This is a genomic window from Pseudomonas sp. SCPG-7 (assembly GCF_002156405.1).
Lineage (GTDB): Bacteria > Pseudomonadota > Gammaproteobacteria > Pseudomonadales > Pseudomonadaceae > Aquipseudomonas > Aquipseudomonas parakoreensis.
In genome coordinates, this window is the sequence record NZ_MVOO01000005.1 from 158,994 (window position 1) to 184,400 (window position 25,407).

Consider the following 25,407-nt stretch of genomic DNA (forward strand, 5'->3'; position numbering starts at 1 on the left):
GCCTAGGGTGAGACATGGTACGGATTGCGCGGATCATGATTCCAGTCCAGAAACGGCTTGCCGGTCTCCATCGGCACCATCTCGATGCAGTCCGCCACCGGGCAGGTGATCTGGCACAGATTGCACCCGACACATTCCTCATCAATCACTTCATATTTATGCGTGCCGTCGGCCTGCTTGAGGCTGCTGATCGCCTGGTGTGACGTGTCCTCGCAAGCAATGTGGCAACGCCCGCAACCGATGCACGCGTCCTGATCAATCCTGGCAATGACCTGATAGTTGATGTCGAGGTATTTCCAGTCAGTGGTGTTGCCCACCGCACGCCCGGAAAACTCGGCGATGTTGGCGTAACCCTGACTGTCCATCCAGCGCGACAGCCCGTCCTTCATCTCCTCGACAATCCGGAAGCCGTGAAGCATCGCCGCCGTGCACACCTGCACCGCGCCGCTGCCCAGCGCCATGAACTCCGCCGCGTCACGCCAACTGCCGATGCCACCAATGCCGCAGATCGGCAGGCCTTGAGTCTGCGGATCACGGGCGATCTCGGCGACCATGTTCAGCGCAATCGGTTTGACCGCTGAGCCGCAATAACCGCCGTGGGTGCTTTTGCTGCCGACGGTGGGCAGGGCGACCATGTGTTCCAGGTCGACGCTGGTGATCGAGTTGATGGTGTTGATCAGCGACACCGCATCGGCGCCACCGCGATGGGCCGCGCGGGCGGCGACGCGGATGTCGGTGATGTTCGGCGTCAGCTTGACGATCACCGGCAACGAGCAATAGGTCTTGCACCAGCGGGTGACCTGCTCGACGTATTCCGGTACCTGACCCACCGCCGCGCCCATGCCGCGTTCGGGCATGCCGTGCGGGCAACCGAAATTCAGCTCGATGCCGTCAGCGCCGGTGGCCTCCACCAGTGGCAGGATGTGTTTCCACGACTCCTCCACGCACGGCACCATCAGCGAGACGATCAGCGCACGATCCGGCCAGTCCTTCTTCACCTGAGTGATCTCACGCAGGTTGATTTCCAGCGAGCGGTCGGTGATCAGTTCGATGTTGTTGATCCCCAGCACCTCGCGGTTGTTGCCGTAGTGCGCCGAGTAGCGCGACGAGACGTTGACCGCTGCCGGGTCCTCGCCGAGGGTTTTCCAGACCACGCCACCCCAGCCGGCCTCGAAGGCGCGGACCACATTGTAGGCCTTGTCGGTCGGCGGCGCGGAGGCCAGCCAGAACGGGTTGGGGGCTTTGATACCGGCGAAGACAATCGAGAGATCGGCCATTTACGCAGCCTCCACGTTGAGCATCAGTTGCGCGTTGATCGCCTCGGCGGCGAGTTTGCCGTGCTGTACGGCTTGCACGGTGAGATCCTGATCGAGGCTGGTGCAGTCGCCGCCGGCATACACGCCGGGAATGCTGGTGCGCAGGTTGTCATCGACCTGAATCCGTTCGCCCTGACGCTTGAGTTCGCGGGCCAGCGGGTCGGCGAGGGCGCTGCTGTCGAAGGCCTGACCAATGGCTTTGAAGATCGCGTCGGCGGCCAGTTCGAAAGTTTCGCCCGTGGTTTGCAGGCGACCGTCGACCCGTTGCGTGCGGGCGAAACGCATGCCGCGCACCTTGCCTTGCGCATCGAGCAGCACTTCTTCCGGTTGCGCCCAGGTCAGCAGGCGTACCTGATTGGCCTTGGCAATGTCCTGTTCATGACCGGTCGCGCCCATGTCCGCCGCACCCCGGCGATACACCAGATTCACGTCACGCGCTCCGAGACGGGCCATTTGCACGGCCATGTCAATCGCCGTGTTGCCGGCGCCGAGGACGATGCAGCGTTCGGCCAGTGGCAGTTGCGTCAGGTCATCGGCCTGGCGCAGTTCGCGGATGTAGTCAGTGGCGGCGAGCAGGCCGGGCGCGTCTTCGTGGGGCAGGCCGAGCTGTTTGCTGGCATTCAGGCCGAGGCCGAGGAACACCGCGTCGAACTGCTGATGCAGCTCGCTGAGGGTCAGATTCTCGCCGAGTTTCTGTCCGTGACGGATTTCGATACCGCCGATCTGCAGAAGAAAATCCAGTTCCTTTTGCGCGTAGTCGTCGACCAGTTTGTACTTGGCGATCCCGTATTCATTGAGGCCGCCAGCCTTTTCCCGTGCTTCGAAAATCACCACGTCGTGGCCGTGCATGGCACTGCGGTGGGCACAGGACAAACCCGCTGGCCCGGCGCCGACCACGGCGATGCGCTTGCCGGTGCTGGCCGCACGCTGGAACGGGTGCTCGGTGAAATTCGCGTTGTCCACGGCGTAGCGTTGCAGCAGGCCGATCAGCACCGGCGCACATTCCTGGGCGTTGTTGCGCACGCAGGCTTGCTGGCAGAGGATTTCCGTCGGGCAGACCCGCGCACAACTGCCGCCGAGGATGTTCGCCGAAAGGATTTTCTGCGCCGCACCGGGCACGTTGTCCTGATGGATGTTGCGGATGAACGACGGAATATCGATCTCGCTGGGGCACGCATTGACGCACGGCGCGTCGTAGCAATACAGGCAGCGCGAGGCTTCCAGGTGTGCCTGCCGGGCGTTGAGCGGTGGCGCCAGATCAGTGAAATGGCCGGCGAGGGCGGCCGCACTTTCGTGCGGGTGCGGGAGATGGTTCAGGGTCTCGATCACGGTTTTTTGCCTCACGGTTATTGAGGTTCTCTGCCTCTGTCGGGCAGTGGTTTTTGTGTCGCTTGGGATGGCCTCATCGCTGGCAAGCCAGCTCCCACAAGGTTTTTCGAACACCCAGAATCCCTGTGGGAGCTGGCTTGCCAGCGATAGGCCGAAGGCCTGGATTTCAGCGTTTCACAGCCGTCGGCTTATGCATCTCAGCCCGCTTGCTCAGCAAATCAAAAACCGTCGGATACGCCGGCCGTTCGATGTACCGCCCGGCCCCGCGCTCGGCGCGCAGATCGCCGTCGGCCCATACCACTTTGCCCTGGCTGACGGTATGACTTGGCACGCCGCGCACGGTCTTGCCTTCGAAGATGTTGAAGTCCACCTGCTGATGGTGGGTCTTGGCGGAAATGGTGCGAGTGCCTTGCGGGTCCCACAGCACCAGGTCGGCGTCGGCGCCGACGCGAATCGCGCCTTTGCGCGGATAGAGGTTGAAGATTTTTGCGGTATTGGTGGAGGTAAGGGCGACGAAATCCTGCATCGACAAACGGCCGCTGTTGACCCCTTCATCCCACAACACCGCCATGCGGTCTTCGATGCCGGCGGTGCCGTTGGGGATCTTGCTGAAGTCGTCGCGCCCGGCGGCTTTTTGCTCGGCGCAGAAGCAGCAGTGGTCAGTGGCGGTGGTGTGCAGATTGCCGTTTTGCAAGCCATGCCAAAGAGCTTCCTGATGCCCGCGCGGGCGGAACGGCGGGCTCATCACATAACCGGCGGCGGTCTGCCAGTCCGGGTGCTGGTAGACGCTGTCGTCGAGCAGCAGATGCCCGGCCAGCACTTCGCCGTACACCGGTTGGCCCTTGCTGCGGGCATAAGTGATTTCGTCCAGCGCTTCCTTGGTCGACACGTGCACCAGGTACAACGGCGTGCCGATGGTCTCGGCAATGCGAATCGCCCGGCTCGCCGCTTCGCCTTCCACCTGCGAGGGCCGCGACAGTGGATGCGCTTCCGGCCCGGTGATGCCTTGGGCCATCAACTTGCGTTGCAGGTGATAAACCAGCTCGCCGTTTTCCGCATGCACGGTCGGCACGGCGCCGAGTTCCAGGCAGCGCTCGAAACTCGCCACCAGCGTGTCGTCGGCGGCCATGATCGCGTTCTTGTAGGCCATGAAATGCTTGAAGCTGTTGATCCCGTGGTGGCTGACCAGCTCGGCCATTTCTTCGCGCACCTGCTCGCTCCACCAGGTGATCGCGACGTGAAAGCCGTAGTCCGAGGCGGACTTTTCGGCCCAGCCACGCCACTGATGAAACGCTTCCATCAACGACTGCTGCGGATTGGGAATCACGAAGTCGATGATCGAGGTGGTCCCGCCAGCCAGACCCGCAGCGGTGCCGCTGTAAAAGTCTTCACTGGCCACGGTGCCCATGAAAGGCAGTTGCATGTGAGTGTGTGGGTCGATGCCGCCGGGCATCAGGTATTGGCCGCTGCCGTCGAGCACTTCGGCGCCGGCGGGAACATCCAGGTTCTGACCAATGGCTTTGATCACGCCGTCGGCGCAATAGACGTCGGCGCGATAACTTTCATCATGGGTAACAACGGTGGCGCCACGGATCAACAGAGACATTCCGAGTTCCTCGCAGGCATGACCGACTTGTGCCGGTTCTAAATGTTTTATTGATGTACAACGCTGATCGGCGTATTCCTGTCAGCGCTGTCAGGAATAGAAGCTAGTCGCAGTTTTGCAATTGATCAAGATTATTTTTTATAAGCTTATGTCTGTTTTAACTGTATGAAAAATAACGATAAAAACTGCAAATCACCAAAATGGTGAGGCTGTTCACCATTTTGACGCACTTGACAGGATGGAAATATGAGCAAGATTTCCTATGTGAAATCAGCCGCTTGAAGTTGAGCTGCGGTTGAGCGCCCGTGATGAAAAAAAGTGCAGTGCACCAGATTGAGTCCTGACAGTTCGGACAACTTGGAAAACGTTTGGCCTGAGCGTGCAGACAGGTTTTCGCGGACTCCTCCGGTGAATAATTAAAAGCGTGAATTATCAGAAAGTTGCAATGCGTTTGTAACACCGCCTGAGCGTCAGACGGAGTACCCGGCACGTTTATTGATGCCGCCGCTGACACCATGGCCGGTGCAAGAAAGTTGTCAGTTCCTCCGGCCATCGTCCGGCTCGCACCCCGTGTGCAGCCGCCTGATGAGCAAAAAAATAATCAGAAGAACAGTGGAGCGGCCATGCAACAGAACAGATCGCAAGTGACCGAGCGCGACGGCTTGTTCGAACTCGAAGCCGGCAGCGACGTCCTCGACAGTCCCCGTTACAACCACGACATGGCACCGACCAAGGTGCGCGAGCGCACCTGGAACAAATGGCACATCACCGCGCTGTGGGTCGGCATGTCGGTGTGCGTGCCGACCTACACCCTCGGCGGCGTGCTCACCGCGTATTTCGGCCTGACCGTCGGCGAAGCGCTGATGGCGATTCTGCTGGCCAATGTCATCGTGCTGATCCCGCTGACCCTCAATGCCTTTCCCGGCACCAAGTACGGCATTCCGTTCCCGGTGTTGCTGCGCTCGTCATTCGGCGTGCTCGGCTCCAACGTGCCGTGCCTGATTCGTGCGCTGGTGGCTTGTGGCTGGTTCGGGATTCAAACGATGTTTGGCGGGCTGGCGATTCACCTGTTTCTTGGCTCGATCTTCGACGGCTGGAAATCCCTCGGCGGAACGGGCGAGGTGATCGGCTTCATGATCTTCTGGTCGCTGAACCTGTGGGTGGTGATCCGTGGTGCCGAGTCGATCAAGTGGCTGGAAACCCTGTCCGCACCGCTGTTGGTGGCAGTCGGCATCGGCTTGCTGATGTGGGCCATGCCCAATGTGTCGATGAGCGAGCTGCTGGCGATTCCACCGAAACGCCCCGAAGGCGCGAGCGTGGTCAGTTACTTCGCTGCGGGGCTGACGGCGATGGTCGGCTTCTGGGCCACGTTGTCGCTGAACATTCCCGACTTCAGCCGGTACGCCAAAAGCCAGAAAGACCAGATCCTCGGGCAGATTTTCGGCCTGCCACTGACCATGTTCCTGTTCGCTTCGCTGGGGGTGGTGATGACCGCTGCGTCGGTGAAGCTGGTCGGTGTCACGGTATCGGATCCGGTCAGCCTGATCGGCCATATCCAGAGCCCGCTGTGGGTGGCGGTGGCCATGGCGCTGATCATCATCGCCACGCTGTCGACCAACACGGCGGCGAACATTGTTTCGCCAACCAACGACTTCCAGAACATCGCGCCCAAGGTGATCAACCGCACCAAAGCGGTGTTGCTCACCGGCTTCGTCGGGCTGGCGTTGATGGCCCACGAGCTGCTGAAAAAGCTCGGTCTGATCGTTTCCGATGTCAGCCTGGAAACCGTGTATTCCAACTGGCTGCTGGGCTATTCGAGCTTGCTCGGGCCGATCGCCGGGATCATGGTGGTGGACTATTTCCTGATCAAGAAACAGCAACTGGAACTGGCCGGGCTGTACCGCGATGACGTTTATCCGGCGTGGAACTGGGCCGGGTTTGCCGCGTTTGGCGTGCCGGTGGTGCTGACCCTGCTGTCGCTGGGCAGCGATGCGTTCAGCTGGTTTTACAGCTACGGCTGGTTTACCGGCTCGGCGCTGGGCGGGGTGATTTATTACGGGTTGTGCGTGATGCGGGCGCAGCCTTCGGTCGTGAAATCACCGGTGTGAGGGAGGGCCTCATCGCTGGCAAGCCAGCTCCCACAAGGATCAAGTCGTACACAAACCATGAGTTCACTCAAAACCTGTGGGAGCTGGCTTGCCAGCGATGGCGGCCTGGAAAACACCAAAGAAATATCCTAAGAAACTGCCTGAGGAGATCAACATGAACGCAGCCGTAGACGTTCTGCAATCCACCCATCAGCACATCAACCGCGACCGCCTCTGGGCCTCGCTCATGGAACTGGCCAAGCTCGGTGCCACGGTCAAGGGCGGGGTCTGTCGTCTGGCCCTGACCGACCTCGATCGCCAGGCCCGTGACCTGTTCGTGCAGTGGTGCAAGGACGCCGGATGCAGCGTCACAGTGGATGCAGTCGGCAACATCTTCGCCCGCCGCCCGGGGCGTAATCCGAACCTGCCGCCGGTGATGACCGGTAGCCACATCGACACCCAACCTACCGGCGGCAAATTCGACGGCTGCTTCGGCGTGCTCGCCGGCGTCGAGGTGCTGCGTACCCTCAATGACCTCGGCGTAGAAACCGAAGCACCGCTGGAAGTGGTGGTCTGGACCAACGAAGAAGGCTCGCGCTTTGCTCCGTGCATGATGGGTTCCGGCGTGTTCGCCGAGAAATTCACCCTCGAAGAAACCCTGGCCAAGGTCGATGCCGAAGGCGTCACCGTCGGCGAAGCGCTCAACGCCATTGGTTACGCGGGGTCACGCAAAGTCAGCGGGCATAAGGTCGGCGCCTACTTCGAAGCGCACATCGAGCAAGGCCCGATTCTCGAAGACGAACAGAAAACCATCGGCGTGGTCCTCGGCGCCCTTGGGCAGAAGTGGTTCGACCTGAAACTGCGCGGCGTCGAAGCGCACGCCGGGCCAACGCCGATGCACCTGCGCAAGGACGCCCTGGTCGGCGCCTCGGTGATTGTCGGTGCAGTCAACCGCGCCGCCCTCGGCCACCAACCCCACGCTTGCGGCACCGTCGGTTGCCTGCAAGCCTATCCCGGCTCGCGTAACGTCATCCCCGGCGAAGTGCGCATGACCCTCGACTTCCGCCATCTGCAGCCAGAGCGCCTTGATTCGATGATTGCCGAAGTGAAGCAGGTCATCGACGCGACCTGCGAAGAACACGGCCTGACCTATGAACTGACCCCGACCGCCGACTTCCCGCCGCTGTACTTCGAAAAGGGCTGCGTCGAAGCCGTGCGCGGCGCGGCGAAAGGCCTGGGCTTGTCACACATGGACATCGTCAGCGGCGCCGGCCACGACGCGATCTTCCTCGCCGAACTCGGCCCGGCCGGAATGATCTTCGTGCCGTGCGAAGGCGGCATCAGCCACAACGAAATCGAGAATGCCGCGCCGGATGATCTGGCGGCCGGGTGTGCGGTGTTGTTGCGGGCGATGTTGGCGGCTTCGGCGATGGTGGCGGAGGGGCAGCGCGCGGCCTGAAGATCAAAAGATCGCAGCCTGCGGCAGCTCCTACAGTTGGATTGCATTCAACCTGTAGGAGCTGCCGCAGGCTGCGATCTTTTAGTGATCACCTGCAGGAACGACTTGGTTTGATCAACCGGGCCGGTCATTCTTGCCCGCTGTGCCCTGGCGTCTGTCGGGGCCGTTGGGGTTGCCAACATCCAGCAACCGTCGTTCGACCAACACATTCTCCAGCGCCTGACGCTCGACCGGCGCCATTTGGTGTTCGCGCTTTTTCAGCTCCAGCAGAATCGGGCTGGACCAGGTGCGATAAGTCTGTTCGATGTTGCGACGCGACGTCATCAGTCTCTCCTTGATCAAGAGCCCGGTGTAGCTGGCAGGGGCTCAATCCGATGAGGGAATAACGTTAGTCGACAAACCCCGAATTCGCGAATGACTCAATGTTTTGTGGGAGCTGGCTTGCCAGCGATAGCAGTGGGTCAGTCTCTGCTGCATTGACTGAACGCCCTCCATCGCTGGCAAGCCGGCTCCCACAGGGTTTTGCATTGAATGTGAGATCGGATCAATCCTCGATATTCATCATCGCCTGCACACCTTCCCACGCCTCGACGCGCATCCGTTCGATGTCCAGCCCCGGAATCACGCCGTTATCGACCACGATCCGGCCGCCCACCAGGCTGTATTTCACCGTGATCGGTTCCCCCGCGACGACGGGTGCAACCGCGCAATCGTGGAAGCCGAAGAAGCGGGGATGGTCGAGGCTGTAGATCACCAGATCTGCCGCTTGCCCGACTTGCAGTGTACCGACCGCGCCCAGTCCCAATACCTGGGCACCGCCCGCCGTGCCCCAGTGGATCACGTCTTCGGCGGTGGTCGCCGAGGCGCCTTGTTCGGCGCGGTGGATCAGCCATGCGGTGTTGGCTTCGCCGACCATGCTCCCGGATTCGTTGGACGCGACGCCGTCGACGCCGAGGGAGATTGGTACGCCGGCCTCAAACATTTGCGGCACCGGCGCGACGCCACTGCCCAGGCGCGCATTGCTTACCGGGCAGTGCGAGACGCCGCTGCCGGTCTGGGCGAGCATGCGGATTTCCCCCGGTTGCAGGTGCACGGCGTGGGCGAACCAGACGTCGGGGCCGAGCCATTCGTGTTCGGCGACGAATTCCACCGGCAGGCAGTTGTACTTGTCGCGGCAGAAATTCACATAGTTCTGGGTTTCCGACAGGTGTGTGTGCAGGCGCAAACCGAGGCCGCGAGCGGTGTGCGCCAGTTCGCGCAGCAGGGTCGGCGGCAGCGAAAAGGTCGGCGTGGTGGGCGCGACGACCACTCGGCGCAGGGAGTCCGGGGTGTCCTGGTGATACAGCGATTTCAGCCGCTCGATATCGCCGACCATTTGCTCGAGGCTTTCCGGTTGCAGCGCGGTTTTCGAGAAGCCCGGGTGCGCGCTCGCCGATTCCAGTGCGCCACCGCGACACAGCACAAAGCGCAGGCCGAACTCATCGGCCAGATCGAACAGCAGGTCCCCGGTCTCGGTGGTGCCGTGGGCATGGTAGAGATAGTGGTGATCGGCGCAGGTCGTCACCCCGGACAACAGCAATTCGACCATGCCCAGCCGAGCGGCGATCCGCGCCAATTGCGGGGTAAAGCGGTTCAAGCGTGGGTAGGGCACACTCGCCAGCCAGCCTTGCAGATCCTGATTCAAACCTTCGGGTACGGCTTTGAGCAGGTTCTGGAACAGGTGATGGTGGGTGTTGATCCAGCCCGGATAGACCACGCTGTTGCGCGCATCGATCACCCGTTCGCCGGGGTGTGGCTCAAGGTCGGCGGCCATTTCGGCGATGCGTCCGTTGATCACGCGAATGTCCACCGCGCCGGCCCGGGCACGCGGACCTCGCAGGCCGGTCATCACCGCGAGCGGGTTTTTGATCAGGATGTTTTGAAGTTGAGTCATGGGCAGGCTCCAGTCAGAGAATGTGCGAGGCGGATTTGCCGGGTGTGGTGTCTGGCACGCTGACGCCATTGAGCGCTGCGTTGAGCAGCACCGACACCAGGCAGGCGATGACCACGCTGCTGTGCAGGAACGGCTGTGACCACTCGGGCAGTTGTTTGAACAGAGTCGGGGCGAGCACCGGTACCAGCGCGGCGGCGATGGTGAAACCGACGATCAACACGTTGTAGCGATTGCGTTCGTAGTCGACCTTGGCCAGGGTCTGGATACCCGCCGCCGCGACCACGCCGAACATGGCAATGCCGGCACCGCCCAGCGCCGCCGTCGGCATCGAGGCGATGATCGCCCCGGCCTTGGGCACCAGCGCAATCGAACACATCAGCAGGCCACTGACGGCGACCACCCAACGGCTGCGCACGCCGGTCAGGATCACCAGACCGACGTTCTCCATGAAGGCGATAAACGGGAATGCGGCGAACATTCCGGCGATGGTGCTGGCCAGGCCATTGGCGCGCAGGCCGTTGACCACTTGCTGGTCTTCCACCGGTTTGTCGACGATGTCGCCGATGGCCACGAACAGCCCCATCGACTCGACCATCTGCACGATCATCACCACCACCATGGTCGCGATGGGGATCAGGCTGAACGTCGGCAGGCCGAAGTAGAACGGGTAGGGCACGGTCAGCCACGGGGCCTCTTCAACACTGTGGAAATTGCCCATGCCCAGACCGTAGGCCAGACCGGCGCCGACCAGCATGCCCACCAGCACCGCCATGTTTCGCAGCAGCGGGCTGCCATAGCGATTGACCAGCAGAATGGTCAGCAGCACCACCACCGCCACCGCGAGAAAGGCCGGCGCGCCGAAGTTGCTCGCATTGCGTCCGCCACCGACCCATTCATAGGCAATCGGGAACAGTTGCAGACCGATCACGGTGACGATGCAACCGGTCACCACCGGCGGGAAAAACCGCCGTAATCGGCCCACGAACGGCGCCATCAGCAGGGTGAAAATCCCGGCACCGATCACCGCGCCGCAGACCCCGGGGAAGCCCACTTCGGGGTTGCTGCCGATGGCGATTACCGGGCCGACGCTGCTGAACGCCACACCTTGCAGGATCGGCAGGCGCACGCCGAATTTCCAGAAACCGACGGTCTGCAACAGGGTGGCGATGCCCGAGCAGAACAGCGTGGTGCTGATCAGCACCACGGTATCGGCGTGGGACATTTTCAGGGCGCTGGCAACGATCAACGGCACGGCGATGGCGCCGATGTACGAGACGGCCATGTGCTGCAGGCCGAGGGTGAGCATCTGTCGCACCGGCAAAACGCGGTCGACGGGGTGCACGGTGGAGGAAGGAGTGGCTGACGACATGGGGAATCACCTCTGGCTGTTTTTATGCGGTAGAGAGGGGTATTCGTCTGATGCCGATCAATTGCCTGATGCCGTAATGAGACACCTGTGGCGAGGGAGCTTGCTCCCGCTGGACTGCGCAGCAGGCCCATGCTTTCAGGGGCCGCTTCGCGACCCAGCGGGAGCAAGCTCCCTCGCCACAGGTACCGGGTCACCGCCAATTGATCGTTCCAGTCATTCGTGCCCGAAGCCGCCATCCACCGGCTCCGATGCCTTGTTCAGCCTGCGAGGCAGGCGGCAAAGCCCTGGTTCAGCGCCGCGCGATCCAGGTCGCGGCCGATGAACACGATCTTGCTCGAGCGGGGCTCCGTGCCCCAGGCGGTCGAGGCGCGGAACTCCACCAGGCTGTGCACGCCTTGCAGCACGTAGCGCTGGTCTTCGTTGGCCACGGCCAGCACGCCTTTCATGCGGTAGAGGTTGTCGGCCTGGGACGAGCGCAGTTCGCTGATCCAGCGGTGGAACGCCATCAGGTTGACCGCGCCGTCGACGGCGATGCCCACCGATGACACGCTCGGATCGTGTTCGTGGTCGGGTTCATCATGGTGGTGTTCATGGTCGTGATGCTCAGGTTCAGCGCCGATTTCCATGAGCTTCTGCGTGCATTCGAAGGCGCCGATGCCGAGAATTTTCGTCAGGTCGATCTGCGCATGAGTGGAGGTCACCAGATCCGCCGTGGCGTTCAAACCACGGATCTTGCCGCGCAGAATGTCCACCTCTTCAGGGCTGACCAGATCGACCTTGTTGATGACGATGCGGTCGGCGCAGACGATCTGATCCACCGCCTGATTGTCGACGCCATCCAGTTGCAGATCCTCCAGGTGTTGGGCGATGTGCTTGGCGTCGACCATGGTCACGATCGCATCGAGTTCGACGTCCTCGGCAATCGGGTCATTGATGAAAAAGCTCTGCGCCACCGGGTACGGATCGGCCAGCCCGCTGGTCTCGATCAGGATGTGATCGAGGCGCACCGGGCGCGCCACCAGTTCGCGGACGATGCGCACCAGATCCTCACGAACCTCGGCGGTGCAGCACACGCAGCCGTTGACCATTTCGTAGATTTCTTCGGTCTCCGAGCTGAGCACCAGATCGCCGTCGATGCCGACCTCGCCGAACTCGTTTTCGATCACGGCGATCTTGCGTCCGTGGTTTTCCTTGAGGATGTAGTTGAGCAGGGTGGTTTTGCCGGCACCGAGGAAGCCGGTGAGGATGGTCACGGGGATTTTGGTGTTGCGGGTTGGGGCGTTGAAGGGGGTGTTCATCTGGAGCTCCTTACCTGTGTTTTTAGTCGGAGTGCGATCAACTGTGGGAGCTGGCTTGCCAGCGATGGCGGTGTGTCATTCACCAGTGATGCCGACTGACCTATTGCTTTCGCTGGCAAGCCAGCTCCCACAGGGGCCGGGGTGTTCTTTCCAGCGGGTGGCAACGCCAGCATCGAGGCCGAACAGGTCGAGCACTCTGCCCAGGCTGTGATCGACCATCTGCGCCAGGCTTTCGGGCCGGGCGTAGAACGCCGGCACCGGTGGGGCGATGATCCCGCCCATCTCGGTCACGGCCGTCATGTTGCGCAGGTGGGCGAGGGTCAGCGGCGTTTCGCGGGCCATCAGCACCAGCGTGCGGCGCTCCTTGAGGGTGACGTCGGCAGCGCGGCCGATCAGCCCGGACGACGTACCGGTGGCAATCTCCGCCAGGGTGCGCATCGAACACGGCGCGACCACCATGCCGAGGCAGCGAAACGAACCGCTGGCAATCCCGGCCGCGACGTCATCGGCGCGGTGGTAGTGGCTGGCGAGTGCAGTGACATCGGCCAGTTTGTAGTCGGTCTCGTGGGCCATGGTCAGCAGCGCGGCGCGGCTGATGATCAGGTGGCTTTCGATGTCCAGTTCGGCGAGCAATTGCAGCAGGCGCACGCCGTAGATGAAGCCGGACGCGCCGCTGATGCCGACCACCATCCGCTGGCGGTTCACAACGGCAACCCTTTGAGCCGTTGCCGCGCTCGTTCGAGCACGTCCTGATCGAGCTGCGCCTTGATCCCGTCGAAGCCCGAGCCACGGGTGGCGTCAAGACCCATGCGCGACGTGGTGCCGTTGACCGAGGACGACGGGTCCAGCGGGCTGCCGGGCAAGCCGTCGATCATGAAAATATCGAGGTGCGGCTGGAAATGCGTGGCTAGCGCCCACAACACCTGGCTGTCGTCAGTGATGTCGATATCGCTGTCCACCGCGATCACGCTTTTCAGATACGGATCCCAGCCGAGCAGGGCCAGCATGATCTGCCGCGCTTCGCCGTCGCGGCTCTGATCCAGCGCCACGTAGCAATGAAAGTGGGTGCCGGAGTTCGGGTAGTGCACGGCGGTGACGGCGGGGAAACGCGCCTTGAGCTTCTCGCTCATTTCCGCTTCCCGCGGCAGACGGGCGAGGGTCAGATGCTCGGCGTAGCGGCCGCCCATGACATCGACCAGCCAGGCGTCCTTGCGCCGCAACAGGGTGTCGACGCGCAGCACGTTGTTGGTCGAACGATCCGAGGAATAACCGCTGAACTCGCCGAACGGACCTTCCTCGGCGTAGGCCGTCGGGTCAATGGCGCCTTCGAGAACGAACTCGGCGTATGCCGGGACGCCGATGCCGTAGCGCGGGGTCTTGACCAGTTCCAGCGGCGCACCGAACAAACCGCCAGCGACGGCACGTTCATCGCTGCCGTAGGGCAAGCGCGCTGCCGCCGCGAGCATGAACAGCGGATGCGCGCCGACCACCATCGCCACGCGCAATTCTTCACCGCGTTCACGAGCGGTCTGCAGCATTCGCCACAAATGTCCGCGCGAGTGCAGGCTGGTCGCCAGGGACTGGCGGGCGTGGCGCATCGAGCGGTGGTAGCTCATGTTGGCGATGCCGGTCAGCGAGTCCTCGGCGATGATGATCGCGTTGGTGATGTATGGCCCGCGATCGCTGTCGAAGTGCTTGAGCATCGGCAGCAGCGCCAGATCCACGGCTTCGCCTTCGAACACTTCATCAAGCACCGGGCCGCTTTCCACGTAGCGCGGGGCGATGGGCTGGTTGGCGCGGCGCTGGAAGGTTTCGTGCAGTTGTGCAGGCGTTACGCCGAACAACCGCGCGATGCGGGTGCGGGAGGCAAACAGGTTGGTCGCCACCGGCACCTTGAGGCCGCCGACGTTTTCGCAGATCAGCAACGGGTCGCGGCCCTGCGCGGCGAGGGCATCGACCAGGGCGGTGATGTCCTGATCGGCAGAAACGGGTTGGGTGATGGTCAGCACATCGTCCGGGTACTCTCGGCGATAGGCATCGATGAACACGTGAAAATCCTGAGAATCGCCGAGCGTCGAACGGGTCATGGTTTCACCTCGTAAAAAGCAGGCACGCAGGGGTGAGAAGGTGTTGGATCGAGCAGCCGTTGGCCTGCCGGTCGAGCAAACGCCGGGTCATCTTCGTGCCTGTAAAGTCGCTGTGTTGCCTCTACTGTTCACTTAGGTGCTGAGGAGATTCCTGTGGCGAGGGAGCTTGCTCCCGCTGGACTGCGCAGCAGGCCCAAGCTCATTGGGAAAAAGCGGGGCGGCTTCGCCACCCAGCGGGAGCAAGCTCCCTCGCCACAAGGGTTCAGCATGGCTTCAGCGAACAGCGGTATCAGAGGTACGTGGTCGTCAGGCGAATATCAGCCTCAACCAGATCCTTCGGCGGTGGCGTCGGTTCGATTCCGCACAACCGCGCGATGTTGTTGCCCAGGTAGTCCTCCAGATGGTCCTCGTCGATGCCCAGCCCTTGCGGTGCCGGTGAGCACAACACCTCCAGCTCGCGCAGCCACATGCCCGGTTCGTTTGGCGGCGAGTCGGTGCCGAACACGATCTTGTTGCGCGGCAGTTCCTTGGCGAATTCGACGATCCGTGACTGGAAGCACCAGCCGGATTCGCAGTACACGTTCGGCGTGTCCATCGCCATCCAGAACGCCTCGAACGAGTAGTTGCCGCCGGTCTGGATGCCGAAGTGGCCGATGATGAAATTGACCATCGGGAACTCGCGGATGATCGGGTAGAACATCGTCGGAATGGTGTACGGGCCGTCGCCGGTATGGATCAGCACCACGATGTTGTACTTGGCGCAGACTTTCATCGCCGGACGCAGCCAGTCCAGCGCCCGATCCGGGCGATAGCCGTGCATGTTGGCGTGCAGCTTGAGCATCTTGAAGCCGTATTCCTTGATGTGGAATTCCAGCTCCGCCGCACCGTTTTCCGGTCCCCAGCGCGGGTTGAAGTTGAAGTTGCCGATGAAGCGGTCCGGGTACTTCACACAGAGTTCGGCGACGTACGACATGTAGTCACGCACGCCTTCGCGGCCCCGGCGGTTGCCGTCGCGATAACCGGTGTTGCCCGGTGGCGGCTGGATAAAACCCATATCGATGCGGCGTGGCTTGCCGTTGATCATGTACGGGCCGTCCATCAGCTTGAGCATGCGCTCGCCGGTGAACGGTTCGCCGGTGTGGCGCCAGGCCTCGTCGACCAGGTTGGTGGGGTGCAGATGGGTGTCGATGATCATCGGTTCAGCTCCTGGCCAGTTGCGTGGTGACGGGGCGCTTGAGTTGCGCCTCTGCTTCGGAAACGGAACGCGGCGGCGGGGTCGGTTCGAGGCCGATCATCCGCGCGGTGTTGTTGCCCAGATACTCTTCGAGGGTGTCCTCGTCGAGGTTCAGGCCCTGCGGCGGCTCGTGGCACAGCACTTCGAGCAGGCGCAGCCACATGCCCGGTTCGTTCGGCGGGGTGTCGGTGCCGAACAGGATCTTGTGCGTTGGCAAGACCTTGGCGAACTCGACGATCCGCGATTGCAGGCACCAGCCGGATTCGCAGTACACGTTGGGCAGCTCCATCGCCCATTGCATCGGTTCGAACACATAGACCCCGCCGGTCTGCACGCCGAAGTGGGCCATGATGAAATTCACGTTGGGGAATTCCTTGATCATCGGTACCCATTCCGAGGGGATGCTGTACGGCCCGTCGCCGGTGTGCAGCTTGACCGGAATCCCCAGCTCGGCGCATTTCTCGAAGCACGGGCGCACCCAGTCCAGTGCACGATCAGGCCGGTAGGCGTGCATGTTGGCCTGCATCTGCACCATCTTGAAACCGTGTTGCTTGACGTAGCGCTCGATCGCCTCGACGCCGTTTTCCACGCCGCAGCGCGGGTTGTAGACGAAGCAGCCGATGAAACGATCCGGGTAGGTCTGCACCATTTTCAGGGTGTAGGCCATGTAGGCGTCGATGGATTCGCGGCCCGAGAGTTCGCCGTCGGTCCAGGTGTAAATGGTGTTGCCCTGCGGCGGCTGGATGAAGGCTTTGTCGATCCGGCGAGGTTTGCCGTTGACCATGTACGGGCCATCCATCATCTCCAGCAGACGCTCGCCGGTGAACGGGTCACCGTCATGCCTCCAGGCGAGGTCCACGAGATCCGTGGGATAGCAGCTGATATCGATGATCATTGAAGTCGATCTCCTGATAGCGGGGAAGGGAGCCTTGCGGCTCTCGGCATCCACGCCCCGGGCAATCGGCCATTTCTATGCGCAGGTCTCGCGCATTCCCTCGCCTGTTCGCATCCGGCCCGGGTGGGTGGTTGCTGAGGGCGAGTATTGGAAAGGGGGGAGGGGTTCGTACAATATTAATTGGACGCGGTGGTGATACTTGGGCGATATGGTTTGGGTTTCAGGGTGAATGTGCCGACGCCATCGCTGGCGAGCCAGCTCCCACAGTGATCGAAGTGTTGATCCGATCTGTGTCACACCACAAAAACCTGTGGGAGCTGGCTTGCCAGCGATGGCGTCAAGTTTGTGTACGCAGGGCCAACTGCTTGATGGCTTCAACCACTGGCGCCACCCGCTCAGCCTGCCCATGCGGCCACACCGCGTAGAGGTTGTAATGCGCAGCAATCTGCGCCTCGTTCAACGCCACCAGCCGCCCACTGCGCAACGCATCGGCGGCGAGCAAACCGCGCACCAGCCCGGCACCAACCCCGGCTTCAGCCGCCGCAATCAGGTTGGCCGCATTATCGAAAATCACCCGCGCCGCTGGCTCCACCGGGGGCATTCCGGCCGCATCCAGCCACGGAATCCACGAGCGTCGCGTATAGCCCAACAGCGGCAATTCAAGGATCTGCGCAGGGCTCAACGGCAACTGCAAACCACAGCGCTCAAGCAACGCCGGCGAAGCCACCGCCAGCACCCGATCGCCACAGATCTGTGTCATCTCGCAGTCATCCCAATCGCCATATCCGTAACGCAACGCCAGATCCACCCGCTCGAAGCTGCTGCGATCACTGCGCGGCATCGACAGCAGCGTCACCTCGTAATCCGGCAGTCCGTCGAGCAATTCCGGCAGGCGCGGATTGAGCCAGCTCTGCGCCAGTTCACTGTCGACGTCCAGGGTCAGGCGCTGCGCCACGCTGCGGTTTTTCACCGAGGACAGGGCCCGGTCGATCTGCGCCAGCCCGTCCGCCAGCACGCTGGCAAACAACTGCCCGGCATCGGTGAGGTTGCTGCCGCCGCCCTCACGCACGAACAACGGCTGACCGATGAAATCTTCCAGTGCGCGAATCTGCTGGCTGATCGCGCTGTGCGTCAGGTCGAGCTTGCGCGCCGCGCTGGAAAAACTGCCGCTGCGCGCCGCGTGGATAAACGCACTCATGGACTGCACCGACGGGTATCGCTTGTACATGTTGTTAGTCCTGCTTACAGCGGTTGGCAGAAATCGTCGCTGGCCGCGGTTTGCCCGGGGTTCCAATAATCGGTCACCAGGCCCGCACAAAGACGGGCCGCTCTTTTGGAGCCTGACAATGATCGCATTCACGGTTAACGGCGAACGACGCGAGCTGGATGAAGCGTCCCCCTCCATGCCCTTGTTATGGGTACTGCGTGATCAACTGAAACTCACCGGCACCAAATTCGGCTGCGGCATGGGCCTGTGCGGTGCCTGCACCGTGCATCTGGACGGCGTCGCGGTGCGTTCCTGCCAGTTGCCGCTGGCCGCCGTCGCGGGCCACAGCATCACTACCATCGAAGGCTTGTCGCCGAGCGAGAGTCATCCGCTGCAACTGGCCTGGGTCGCCGAAGATGTGCCGCAATGCGGTTACTGTCAATCCGGGCAGATCATGTCCGCCGCCGCGCTGCTCAACACTGGCGCGGCAGTGACCGACGATTCGATCCGCAATGCGATGAGCGGCAATATCTGCCGTTGCGGCACCTACGGGCGGATCAACAAAGCGATCAAACGTGCGGCGAACGCGCCGAAGGAGGCCTGATGAGGCTGCGCGACGACACCTTGCTCAAACCGTCCCGCCGGGTGTTTCTCAAGCAAGCGGCGACGGTCGCTTCGGGCCTGGCGATTGCTCTGTACCTGCCGTCCGGTAGCGCCGCCAGCGACTCGAGAACCCTGGCGCCGGCCACGGAATTCGAGCCTAACGCCTGGGTGCGGATCTTCCCCGACGGCACGGTAAAACTGGTGGTGCACAAGCACGATTCCGGCACTGGCACGCAAACGGCGCTGGCCGCGTGCGTGGCCGAAGAGCTGGATGTGAACCCGATGACCGTGCAGGTGATCACCCCGGAAGATCCGTTCTTCGAGACCTACATTCATCCGGTCTGGAAAGTGTTCTCCACCGGTGGCAGCACCAGTGTTTCTCTCGAATACGAGCGCTTGCGCATGGCCGGGGCCACGGCGCGGGCGCTGCTGATCGCGGCGGCGGCAAAGCAATGGAAGGTCAGCCCCGACAGTTGCGCCACCGAGGACGGTCGGGTCATGCATACCGCCAGTCAACGCAGCCTCGGCTATGGCGAACTGGTCGGCGTCGCAGCGCATCTGCCGGTGCCGCAAAAGATCACGCTGAAAGATCCGGCGCAGTTCAAATACATCGGCAAACTGCGCCACAAGCGCGATGCCGCGGCCAAGGTCTGCGGACGCTTCAAGTACAGCATCGACGTGCAGTTGCCGGGGATGCTGGTGGCGGTGATTCAGCGCGCGCCGGTCGTCGGGGCGAAGGTTCTCAGCGTGGATTCGGCGGCGGCATTGCAGGTGCCGGGCGTGCGCCAGGTGATTGCAGTCCCCGGCCGCCCGGACGTGCTCGGTGGCAACCTGGAAGGCGTCGCGGTGCTGGCCGAGACGTTCTGGGCGGCGCAGCAGGGGCGCAAGCTGTTGGAGATCAAATGGAGCGATTCGCCGCTGGCCGGTTTCGACAGCGCGGAACTGGGCAAAGCGCAAGCGGCCGCTATTTCCGACCCGAAAAGCCAGACCATCAAAGCCATGACGCAGGGTGATGTTGACGCGCAATGGTCGCACGCGGCGCAGCTGATCGAAGCCGATTACCACATGCCGTACAAAGTGCAGAACCCGCTGGAACCGATCTGCATCACCGCACAGGTCAAGAATAACGCGATCACCTATTGGGGCGGCGTGCAGGTGCCGTCGTCGGCGCTGGAAGCCGCGCAAACGGTCTGCGGCATCGCCAAGGACAAGGTCACCATCAATGAACTGGTGTCCGGCGGCAGCTTCGGTGCGCGGGAGGCCAAATACTGGTTGTTCGAAGTGGCATTTCTGGCGCAACAGACCGGCGTGCCGGTGAAGTTGCTCAACAGCCGCGAAGACGAAATGCACGCACTGTTCAATCACCCGGCGACGCTGCACCGGGTCAGAGGCGCGCTGGATGCCCAAGGCAAACTCAACGCACTGCAACTGCACGCGGTGTCACCAGCGTCGCCGGAGCAGTGGGAGCCGGGTTACTTCGAGCGCCCGGATCACATGGATTACAGCACCACCGAGGCGATCACCGCGTGGGACTTCGCCTACCGTCCGCCGCATCTGCAGTTGAACTGGGTCAAGCACGAAAGCCAGGTGCCCAGCGGCTGGTATCGCTCGGTGAGCTTCATTCCCAACGTGTTTGCCGTCGAGAGTTTTATGGACGAACTGGCCCACGCGGCGGGCGCCGATCCGTTGGCCTTCAGGCTGGCGAACATGCAGGAACGGCCACGGCATGTGGCGGTGCTCAAACAGGCTGCCGAACGCGCCGGGTGGGGCCAGCCGTTGCCGCCCGGCACCGCGCTGGGCATTGCGACCTTTCAGGGTTACAGCAGTTTTATCGCCGTGGTGGCGCGGGTCGCGACGGTCGATGGCAAGCCGAAAGTCGAGAAACTGACGTGTGTGGTCGACTGCGGTCTGGCCGTGTCGCCGGGCGGGGTCGAGGAGCAGATCTACGGCGGACTGATGTGGGGCTTGGGCCATGCGTTGTTTGATCGCCTCGACATCCAACAGGGCAGGGTGGTGCAGAGCAATTTCCACGACTACCGCGTGACCCGGATGTCGGACATGCCGGCCACCGATATCGTGGTGCTGGATGGCGAGCCGGGCAAACCCGGTGGCGTCGGCGAGTTGGGCAGTCCGTCGGTGGCCCCGGCGATTGCCAACGCTTTGTTTGCGTTGACCGGCGTGCGCCAGCGGTCGACACCGCTGAGCCTGGGGTAAGCCGCCATGGACCTGCGCCTGCTGCGGTACTTCATGGCCCTGGCCGATGAGTTGCATTTCGGTCGGGCTGCGGAGCGGTTGCACATTTGTCAGCCGCCGCTGAGCCAGCAGATTCGCCTGCTGGAGGAGGAGCTGGGCACGCCGTTGTTCGAGCGCAGTCACCACCGGGTCGAACTGACAGCGGCGGGGCAGATGCTCAAGGAGCAGGCGCCGCTGGTGTTCGAACAACTGGAACGGGCGCTGGATCTGACGCGCCAGACCGGGCGCGGGCAACTCGGCGAGCTGGAAATCGGCATGATCAGTTCGGTGATGGTCGGCGTGCTGCCCAAGGCCCTGCACTTGTTTCGTGAGCGTTATCCGCAGGTGAACTGGCGCCTGCATGAAATGACCCCGGCGGCGCAGGTCAAGGCATTGAAAGAGAAACGTATCGACGCCTGCGTATTTCGGGTCGGTTATGACGATCCGTTGCTGCGTAACGAGTTGCTGATCTACGAACCGATTCATGTGGTGATGCCGGCCGATCATCCGCTGGCCAGCCGCGAGCTGCTGGCTCCGGCGGATCTGGCGCAGGAACCGTTCGTTGCGCTGGAACTGAAGCAGTCGCGGTTTGCCAACTTCCTTTATCAGTGCTGCGTTCAGGCCGGGTTCACCCCGCAGATCCGCCAGCAGGTGATCGAAGTGCAGACGCTGCTCAGCCTGGTGCGCGCCGGGTTCGGGGTGGCGCTGTTGCCGGCTTCGATCGAGCAACTGGCGCCGGCAGGGCTGGTGTTTCGCAAGCTGACGCCGGCGCTGCCGGAAGTGCCGCTGTACGCGACTTACCGCGCCGATGATGCTTCGCCGGTGCTCAGGCTGTTTCTCGATACGTTGCGCGAGCTGGTGGAAACCTCAGATCAACCTTGATCCCCTTGTGGGAGCGAGCTTGCTCGCGAAGGCGGTGTGTCAGCCGACAGATTATTTGAAAGAACTACCGTATTCGCGAGCAAGCTCGCTCCCACAGGGGACTGTGGTGGGGCGCATATTTATGTTCGGCACGATCACGAACGCCTGCGGTCGTAATCTTCACACGCGCATTCCCTGTGGAGATCCAATGAGCCAGGAAGTCCTGACCACTGAAACCAATCGTCGCCAGTTGCAGCAGATTATCGCCGGGCTGTCCGACGGGGTGATTCTGCTGGAGCTCGATCAGAGCATCCTCTGGGCCAACGAGGCAGCACTGACCATGCACGGTGTCAGCCGGATCGGCGAGCTGGGCACTAATGCCGATGAGTATGCCAAGCGTTTCACGCTGCGTTATCGCAACAACCACCTGTTGCCGCCCGAGAACTATCCGATCAGCCGCGTCGCACGCTGTGAGGTATTCAGCGACCTGTTGGTCGAAATGTCTGCCATGGATGACCCGGAATGCGTCTGGGTGCACAGTGTGCGCAGCATGGTACTGACCGACCGCGAAGGGCAGCCGGAGTCGCTGGTGCTGATCATGAGCGACGTCACCGATTGGGCCAATGCCGAGCAGCGCTTCGAAAAGACCTTCAATGCCAACCCGGCGCCGGCGGTGATCTGCCGCCTCAGCGACTTGCGTTACATCAAGGTTAATCCGGGGTTTCTGGAGATGACCGGTTACACCCGCGACCAGGTGATCGGTACCTCGGCCTATGAAATCGATGTCTTCGATCAGGCTGAGAAAAAGGATCTGGCGATCCAGCGCCTGCGCGATGTGGCGACCATTCCACAGATGCAGGCTCAACTGCGGCTGCCCGATGGCGGCAGCAAGCAAGTGATCGTCGCCGGGCAGCCTCTGGTGCTCAATGATGAGGATTGCATGCTGTTTTCCTTCGTCGACATGGAGCTGCGGCACAAGGCCGAAGTGGCGCTGCGTCAGAGTGAGGAACGCTTCGCCAAGGCGTTTCGCCTGACCCCGGTGCCGATTCTGATCTGCAGTGCTGACGAGCAGCAGGTGATTGATGTCAATCAGGCGTTCCTCGACACCCTCGCCTACGACAGCGACGAGGTGGTGGGCAAAACCGTGACCCAGCTGCATTTCATCGATGACGATGGTGCGCGGGCCCGGCTGCTGAACGCCCTGGCCAAAAGCGGTCGGATTGATCGGGTCGACGTCCGCGTGCGCAGGAAGGATGCAGAGCTGCTGGAGTGCGCGGTGTCGGCTGACACCGTGAACATTCAGGACACGCCGTGCTATCTGCTGGTGCTGATGGACATCACCGAACGCAAGCGCACCGAGCTGGAGCTGGTGGCGGCGATCGAAGAGGTTATGAAGGATGCTTCGTGGTTCAGCCGGACGCTGATCGAAAAACTGGCGAATGTGAAGAAGGTCAACTCGCCGCAGCTGCCGAGCGTGTCGTTCACTGATCTGACGGCGCGTGAGCGCGACGTGCTGGGGCTGATCTGCGAGGGGTTGGCCGACAAGGAGATCGCCGCCCGGTTGAAGCTGGCACCCAATACCGTGCGCAATCATGTGGCGACGGTGTATTCCAAGCTCGATGTGCACAGTCGCAGCGAGGCGATTGTGTGGGCGCGGGAGCGGGGCCTGTTTTCCGGCGAACGCGGCGCCAAGGGGCAACGGTAGGTGCAAATGCACTAATCGATGAGGTGCAAATGCAGGTTCTGGCGCGGTGGGGCAGTTCTTAGTCTGGTGGGGTGCGATACAAGCCTGTTGGCTTGGGATCGTCTCCCTTCGAAACAGCTAAAGGAACAAGCTCCATGATGAATCTTGCGCAGTTGCGCGCCAGCCTTGAGCAGAGTTTCTCGCCACTGGCGTGCGAGTGTTCAGTGGATGGGGATCATTCGCTGACTGTGAAGTTGTATCACCGGGAGTCGGGACAGGTGGATCTGGTGATCAGCGGGTTGAAACTCAATGAGTTGCGAACGCCGGAGGCTGTGGCGGCGTTGATTGATGAGTTGCGGTATGAGTTGGAGAGTAATTCTTTGCGGGCTGCTCGGGATCCGGATATGGCTTAGGGTTTTTGGCTGTTTTGGGTGTGGATCCGTTACTGCGGGTGTTGCTTATTACGGTTCCGCCCTGACGGCGGGTCACTTTGGCAAAAGCCCCAAAGTAACCAAAGGGCTTTACCCTGACGTTCGGCCCTCGCTCAGGCTCGGGTTCCTTCGCTCCGGGATTCATCCGGGGGGCAGCGCCTACGGTTTGCTTCGCTGCACCTCCTCTCGCTGTGTTTGGCTGCGCCAAACGGTCGCTGCGCTCCCACCCCCGGATAAATCCCTCCACTCAGCCTGCCGACGGGCCCTCAGATCAAAAGCGGTACTCGAGCTAACGCTCATTGTGTTGAGTGGGGCGGCTTCGCCGCATGGGGTGTGAACGAATAAAGTTGTGGGAGCGAGCCTGCTCGCGAAGGCGGCCTGCCAGCCGACCAATCTCTAACTGATGGCACCCGATTTCACTGTGGGAGCTGGCTTGCCAGCGATGGCGGCCTTCCGGTCAATAAATTGCTTGCTGAGGTAACCCTCCCTCACAGATTCTGCTCCACAAAACCGACAGCCAATTCCCTCATCCCCCTCCATTTCACTGGCGCTTGCAGGGTGGTCGGCTATAAAGAATGAGTGGTCAGGTCTTCCGTCATCCGCGGTATTCGTGCGCGATCGCGGAAGTGGCTCTTTCATTCACCGCGGGTCGTCCTATGAATAATCCTGGGAATCGCGTGTATCTGCCGTTGTCGCTGGCTTTCTTTGTCGCACTATTGAGCGGCTGCGCCAGTCCTCCGCCACCGCCTCCTGCTGCGCCGCCGCCACCGCCGGTGCGTACCTGTCAGACGCTGGAGAACACTCAGGTGTCTGGCGATATGTACGTTGACGAGCAGGTCACGCGCCATATCACCACCACCCGGTGTGTCACGCAGTAGCGTTGGGCGGCTTTGCTGGCGGTGCATAAGGTCATTGCCTGACCTCAATCCTGTGTAGGCGCTGCCGAACGCGGCACGAGCCTTCGGCAGCTCCTACACAGGCGCGTCTGGTTCAGGACAGGAACCCACCGTCCACATTCAGCGCCACCCCGGTGGTGTAGCTCGACGCATCACTGGCCAGGTACAACACCGCCCCGGCCATTTCACTCGGATCAGCTACGCGCTTGAGCGGGATCTGCGTCAGCGCCTGCTTGAGGATCGCGTCGTTCTTGACCAGTGCCGAAGCGAATTTGGTGTCGGTCAGGCCCGGCAGCAGGGCGTTGCAGCGGATGCCGAATTGCGCGCATTCCTTGGCGAAGACCTTGGTCATGTTGATCACTGCCGCTTTGGTCACCGAATAGATGCCCTGGAAGATCCCCGGTGAAATACCGTTGATCGACGCGACGTTGATAATGCTGCCGCCACCGTTTTCGCGCATCAGCTTGCCGGCTTCTACCGACATGAAGAAGTAGCCGCGGATGTTCACGTCGACGGTCTTCTGGAATGCGCTCAGGTCGGTGTCCAGCACGTTGCAGAACTGCGGGTTGGTCGCGGCGTTGTTCACGAGGATATCGAGGCGGCCGAACTGTTCCTTGATCCCGGCGAATACCTGGCTGATCTGTTCCATTTCACCGATGTGGCAGGCCACGGCGGTGGCTTTGCCGCCAGCGGCGATGATCGCGTCGGCGACATGCTGGCAACCTTCGAGCTTGCGGCTCGAGACGATCACGTGGGCGCCTTGCTGGGCCAGCAGTTTGGCGATGGCTTCACCGATGCCCCGGCTGGCGCCGGAGACGAATGCGATTTTGCCGTCGAGGTCGAACAACTGAGTCTTGGACATGGGGGTTCCTTGGTGTGG

Annotated in this window: 20 protein-coding genes; 7 read left to right on the plus strand and 13 right to left on the minus strand. The window is 62.0% G+C overall.

Annotated features, from left to right (window positions below; genetic code table 11):
* Nucleotides 1–2: 2 nt before the first annotated feature.
* The 3 genes from preA to hydA all read right to left on the minus strand — a co-directional run bounded on the left by preA (nucleotide 3) and on the right by hydA (nucleotide 4,251).
* Nucleotides 3–1,277, minus strand: coding sequence for an NAD-dependent dihydropyrimidine dehydrogenase subunit PreA (gene preA / locus B1722_RS12235; RefSeq protein WP_041073316.1), 1,275 nt, complete (start codon nucleotides 1,275–1,277; stop codon nucleotides 3–5).
* Nucleotides 1,278–2,645, minus strand: coding sequence for an NAD(P)-dependent oxidoreductase (locus B1722_RS12240; protein ID WP_041073314.1), 1,368 nt, complete (start codon nucleotides 2,643–2,645; stop codon nucleotides 1,278–1,280).
* A gap of 166 nt (nucleotides 2,646–2,811) precedes the next feature.
* Nucleotides 2,812–4,251 carry a dihydropyrimidinase gene (gene hydA, locus B1722_RS12245; RefSeq protein WP_086792682.1) on the minus strand — a complete coding sequence of 480 codons (1,440 nt, stop codon included), beginning with the start codon at nucleotides 4,249–4,251 and terminating at the stop codon, nucleotides 2,812–2,814.
* A gap of 623 nt (nucleotides 4,252–4,874) precedes the next feature.
* On the opposite strand from hydA, the gene B1722_RS12250 reads away from it, so the two are divergent.
* Both B1722_RS12250 and B1722_RS12255 read left to right on the plus strand, forming a co-directional pair.
* Nucleotides 4,875–6,359 carry an NCS1 family nucleobase:cation symporter-1 gene (locus B1722_RS12250; protein ID WP_086792684.1) on the plus strand — a complete coding sequence of 495 codons (1,485 nt, stop codon included), beginning with the start codon at nucleotides 4,875–4,877 and terminating at the stop codon, nucleotides 6,357–6,359.
* Nucleotides 6,360–6,513: 154 nt separating this feature from the next.
* Complete coding sequence (locus B1722_RS12255) at nucleotides 6,514–7,797, plus strand: Zn-dependent hydrolase (RefSeq protein WP_041073308.1); 1,284 nt, start codon at nucleotides 6,514–6,516, stop codon at nucleotides 7,795–7,797.
* A gap of 114 nt (nucleotides 7,798–7,911) precedes the next feature.
* Here the strand turns inward: B1722_RS12255 and B1722_RS12260 are convergent, their stop codons facing one another.
* From B1722_RS12260 to B1722_RS12300, 9 genes are all read right to left on the minus strand, one after another.
* Nucleotides 7,912–8,121: a hypothetical protein gene (locus tag B1722_RS12260; RefSeq protein ID WP_003224027.1), complete on the minus strand. Its 210-nt coding sequence runs from the start codon at nucleotides 8,119–8,121 to the stop codon at nucleotides 7,912–7,914.
* Nucleotides 8,122–8,341: 220 nt separating this feature from the next.
* Nucleotides 8,342–9,730 carry an amidohydrolase family protein gene (locus B1722_RS12265; protein ID WP_086792686.1) on the minus strand — a complete coding sequence of 463 codons (1,389 nt, stop codon included), beginning with the start codon at nucleotides 9,728–9,730 and terminating at the stop codon, nucleotides 8,342–8,344.
* A 13-nt stretch (nucleotides 9,731–9,743) separates the two neighbouring features.
* Nucleotides 9,744–11,099, minus strand: coding sequence for a nucleobase:cation symporter-2 family protein (locus B1722_RS12270; protein WP_041073301.1), 1,356 nt, complete (start codon nucleotides 11,097–11,099; stop codon nucleotides 9,744–9,746).
* Between the two features lie 257 nt (nucleotides 11,100–11,356).
* Nucleotides 11,357–12,397, minus strand: coding sequence for a GTP-binding protein (locus B1722_RS12275; RefSeq protein ID WP_086792688.1), 1,041 nt, complete (start codon nucleotides 12,395–12,397; stop codon nucleotides 11,357–11,359).
* Nucleotides 12,398–12,472: 75 nt separating this feature from the next.
* Nucleotides 12,473–13,087 (minus strand): UbiX family flavin prenyltransferase, encoded by a 615-nt coding sequence (locus B1722_RS12280; RefSeq protein ID WP_176393373.1) that lies wholly within the window; start codon nucleotides 13,085–13,087, stop codon nucleotides 12,473–12,475.
* A gap of 11 nt (nucleotides 13,088–13,098) precedes the next feature.
* The gene (locus tag B1722_RS12285; protein WP_086792692.1) at nucleotides 13,099–14,484 is read right to left on the minus strand and encodes a UbiD family decarboxylase; all 1,386 of its coding nucleotides are present in this window, start codon (nucleotides 14,482–14,484) and stop codon (nucleotides 13,099–13,101) included.
* Between the two features lie 289 nt (nucleotides 14,485–14,773).
* A complete protein-coding gene (locus tag B1722_RS12290; RefSeq protein WP_003224037.1) occupies nucleotides 14,774–15,679 on the minus strand; it encodes an amidohydrolase family protein in 906 nt (301 codons plus the stop codon).
* Nucleotides 15,680–15,683: 4 nt separating this feature from the next.
* Nucleotides 15,684–16,613: an amidohydrolase family protein gene (locus B1722_RS12295; RefSeq protein WP_086792694.1), complete on the minus strand. Its 930-nt coding sequence runs from the start codon at nucleotides 16,611–16,613 to the stop codon at nucleotides 15,684–15,686.
* Between the two features lie 337 nt (nucleotides 16,614–16,950).
* Entirely contained in the window at nucleotides 16,951–17,841 is an 891-nt protein-coding gene (locus tag B1722_RS12300) for a LysR substrate-binding domain-containing protein (RefSeq protein WP_086792696.1), read from the minus strand.
* Between the two features lie 118 nt (nucleotides 17,842–17,959).
* Here B1722_RS12300 and B1722_RS12305 point away from each other — a divergent pair, with 118 nt between their 5' ends.
* The 5 genes from B1722_RS12305 (at nucleotide 17,960) to B1722_RS12325 (ending at nucleotide 23,613) form a co-directional block, all read left to right on the plus strand.
* Complete coding sequence (locus B1722_RS12305) at nucleotides 17,960–18,424, plus strand: (2Fe-2S)-binding protein (RefSeq protein WP_041073291.1); 465 nt, start codon at nucleotides 17,960–17,962, stop codon at nucleotides 18,422–18,424.
* Nucleotides 18,424–20,637, plus strand: coding sequence for a xanthine dehydrogenase family protein molybdopterin-binding subunit (locus B1722_RS12310; RefSeq protein WP_086792698.1), 2,214 nt, complete (start codon nucleotides 18,424–18,426; stop codon nucleotides 20,635–20,637). Before B1722_RS12305 ends, B1722_RS12310 begins: the two co-directional genes overlap by 1 nt.
* A gap of 6 nt (nucleotides 20,638–20,643) precedes the next feature.
* The gene (locus B1722_RS12315) at nucleotides 20,644–21,537 is read left to right on the plus strand and encodes a LysR substrate-binding domain-containing protein (protein WP_041073287.1); all 894 of its coding nucleotides are present in this window, start codon (nucleotides 20,644–20,646) and stop codon (nucleotides 21,535–21,537) included.
* Nucleotides 21,538–21,724: 187 nt separating this feature from the next.
* Nucleotides 21,725–23,221: a helix-turn-helix transcriptional regulator gene (locus B1722_RS12320; RefSeq protein WP_086792700.1), complete on the plus strand. Its 1,497-nt coding sequence runs from the start codon at nucleotides 21,725–21,727 to the stop codon at nucleotides 23,219–23,221.
* Between the two features lie 134 nt (nucleotides 23,222–23,355).
* On the plus strand, nucleotides 23,356–23,613 hold the full coding sequence (locus tag B1722_RS12325; protein ID WP_041073283.1) for a DUF1652 domain-containing protein: 258 nt from the start codon (nucleotides 23,356–23,358) through the stop codon (nucleotides 23,611–23,613).
* Nucleotides 23,614–24,621: 1,008 nt separating this feature from the next.
* Here B1722_RS12325 and B1722_RS12330 read toward each other — a convergent pair.
* Nucleotides 24,622–25,389 carry an SDR family oxidoreductase gene (locus tag B1722_RS12330; RefSeq protein WP_047293630.1) on the minus strand — a complete coding sequence of 256 codons (768 nt, stop codon included), beginning with the start codon at nucleotides 25,387–25,389 and terminating at the stop codon, nucleotides 24,622–24,624.
* Nucleotides 25,390–25,407 lie beyond the last annotated feature (18 nt).

Bases quoted from the DNA above. Each gene is read 5' to 3' on its own strand.
- preA (WP_041073316.1), bottom strand. From the start codon at position 1,277: ATGGCCGATCTCTCGATTGTCTTCGCCGGTATCAAAGCCCCCAACCCG.
- hydA (WP_086792682.1), bottom strand. From the start codon at position 4,251: ATGTCTCTGTTGATCCGTGGCGCCACCGTTGTTACCCATGATGAAAGT.
- B1722_RS12250 (WP_086792684.1), top strand. From the start codon at position 4,875: ATGCAACAGAACAGATCGCAAGTGACCGAGCGCGACGGCTTGTTCGAA.
- B1722_RS12255 (WP_041073308.1), top strand. From the start codon at position 6,514: ATGAACGCAGCCGTAGACGTTCTGCAATCCACCCATCAGCACATCAAC.
- B1722_RS12260 (WP_003224027.1), bottom strand. From the start codon at position 8,121: ATGACGTCGCGTCGCAACATCGAACAGACTTATCGCACCTGGTCCAGC.
- B1722_RS12265 (WP_086792686.1), bottom strand. From the start codon at position 9,730: ATGACTCAACTTCAAAACATCCTGATCAAAAACCCGCTCGCGGTGATG.
- B1722_RS12270 (WP_041073301.1), bottom strand. From the start codon at position 11,099: ATGTCGTCAGCCACTCCTTCCTCCACCGTGCACCCCGTCGACCGCGTT.
- B1722_RS12275 (WP_086792688.1), bottom strand. From the start codon at position 12,397: ATGAACACCCCCTTCAACGCCCCAACCCGCAACACCAAAATCCCCGTG.
- B1722_RS12280 (WP_176393373.1), bottom strand. From the start codon at position 13,087: ATGGTGGTCGGCATCAGCGGCGCGTCCGGCTTCATCTACGGCGTGCGC.
- B1722_RS12285 (WP_086792692.1), bottom strand. From the start codon at position 14,484: ATGACCCGTTCGACGCTCGGCGATTCTCAGGATTTTCACGTGTTCATC.
- B1722_RS12290 (WP_003224037.1), bottom strand. From the start codon at position 15,679: ATGATCATCGACACCCATCTGCACCCCACCAACCTGGTCGACGAGGCC.
- B1722_RS12295 (WP_086792694.1), bottom strand. From the start codon at position 16,613: ATGATCATCGATATCAGCTGCTATCCCACGGATCTCGTGGACCTCGCC.
- B1722_RS12300 (WP_086792696.1), bottom strand. From the start codon at position 17,841: ATGTACAAGCGATACCCGTCGGTGCAGTCCATGAGTGCGTTTATCCAC.
- B1722_RS12305 (WP_041073291.1), top strand. From the start codon at position 17,960: ATGATCGCATTCACGGTTAACGGCGAACGACGCGAGCTGGATGAAGCG.
- B1722_RS12310 (WP_086792698.1), top strand. From the start codon at position 18,424: ATGAGGCTGCGCGACGACACCTTGCTCAAACCGTCCCGCCGGGTGTTT.
- B1722_RS12315 (WP_041073287.1), top strand. From the start codon at position 20,644: ATGGACCTGCGCCTGCTGCGGTACTTCATGGCCCTGGCCGATGAGTTG.
- B1722_RS12320 (WP_086792700.1), top strand. From the start codon at position 21,725: ATGAGCCAGGAAGTCCTGACCACTGAAACCAATCGTCGCCAGTTGCAG.
- B1722_RS12325 (WP_041073283.1), top strand. From the start codon at position 23,356: ATGATGAATCTTGCGCAGTTGCGCGCCAGCCTTGAGCAGAGTTTCTCG.
- B1722_RS12330 (WP_047293630.1), bottom strand. From the start codon at position 25,389: ATGTCCAAGACTCAGTTGTTCGACCTCGACGGCAAAATCGCATTCGTC.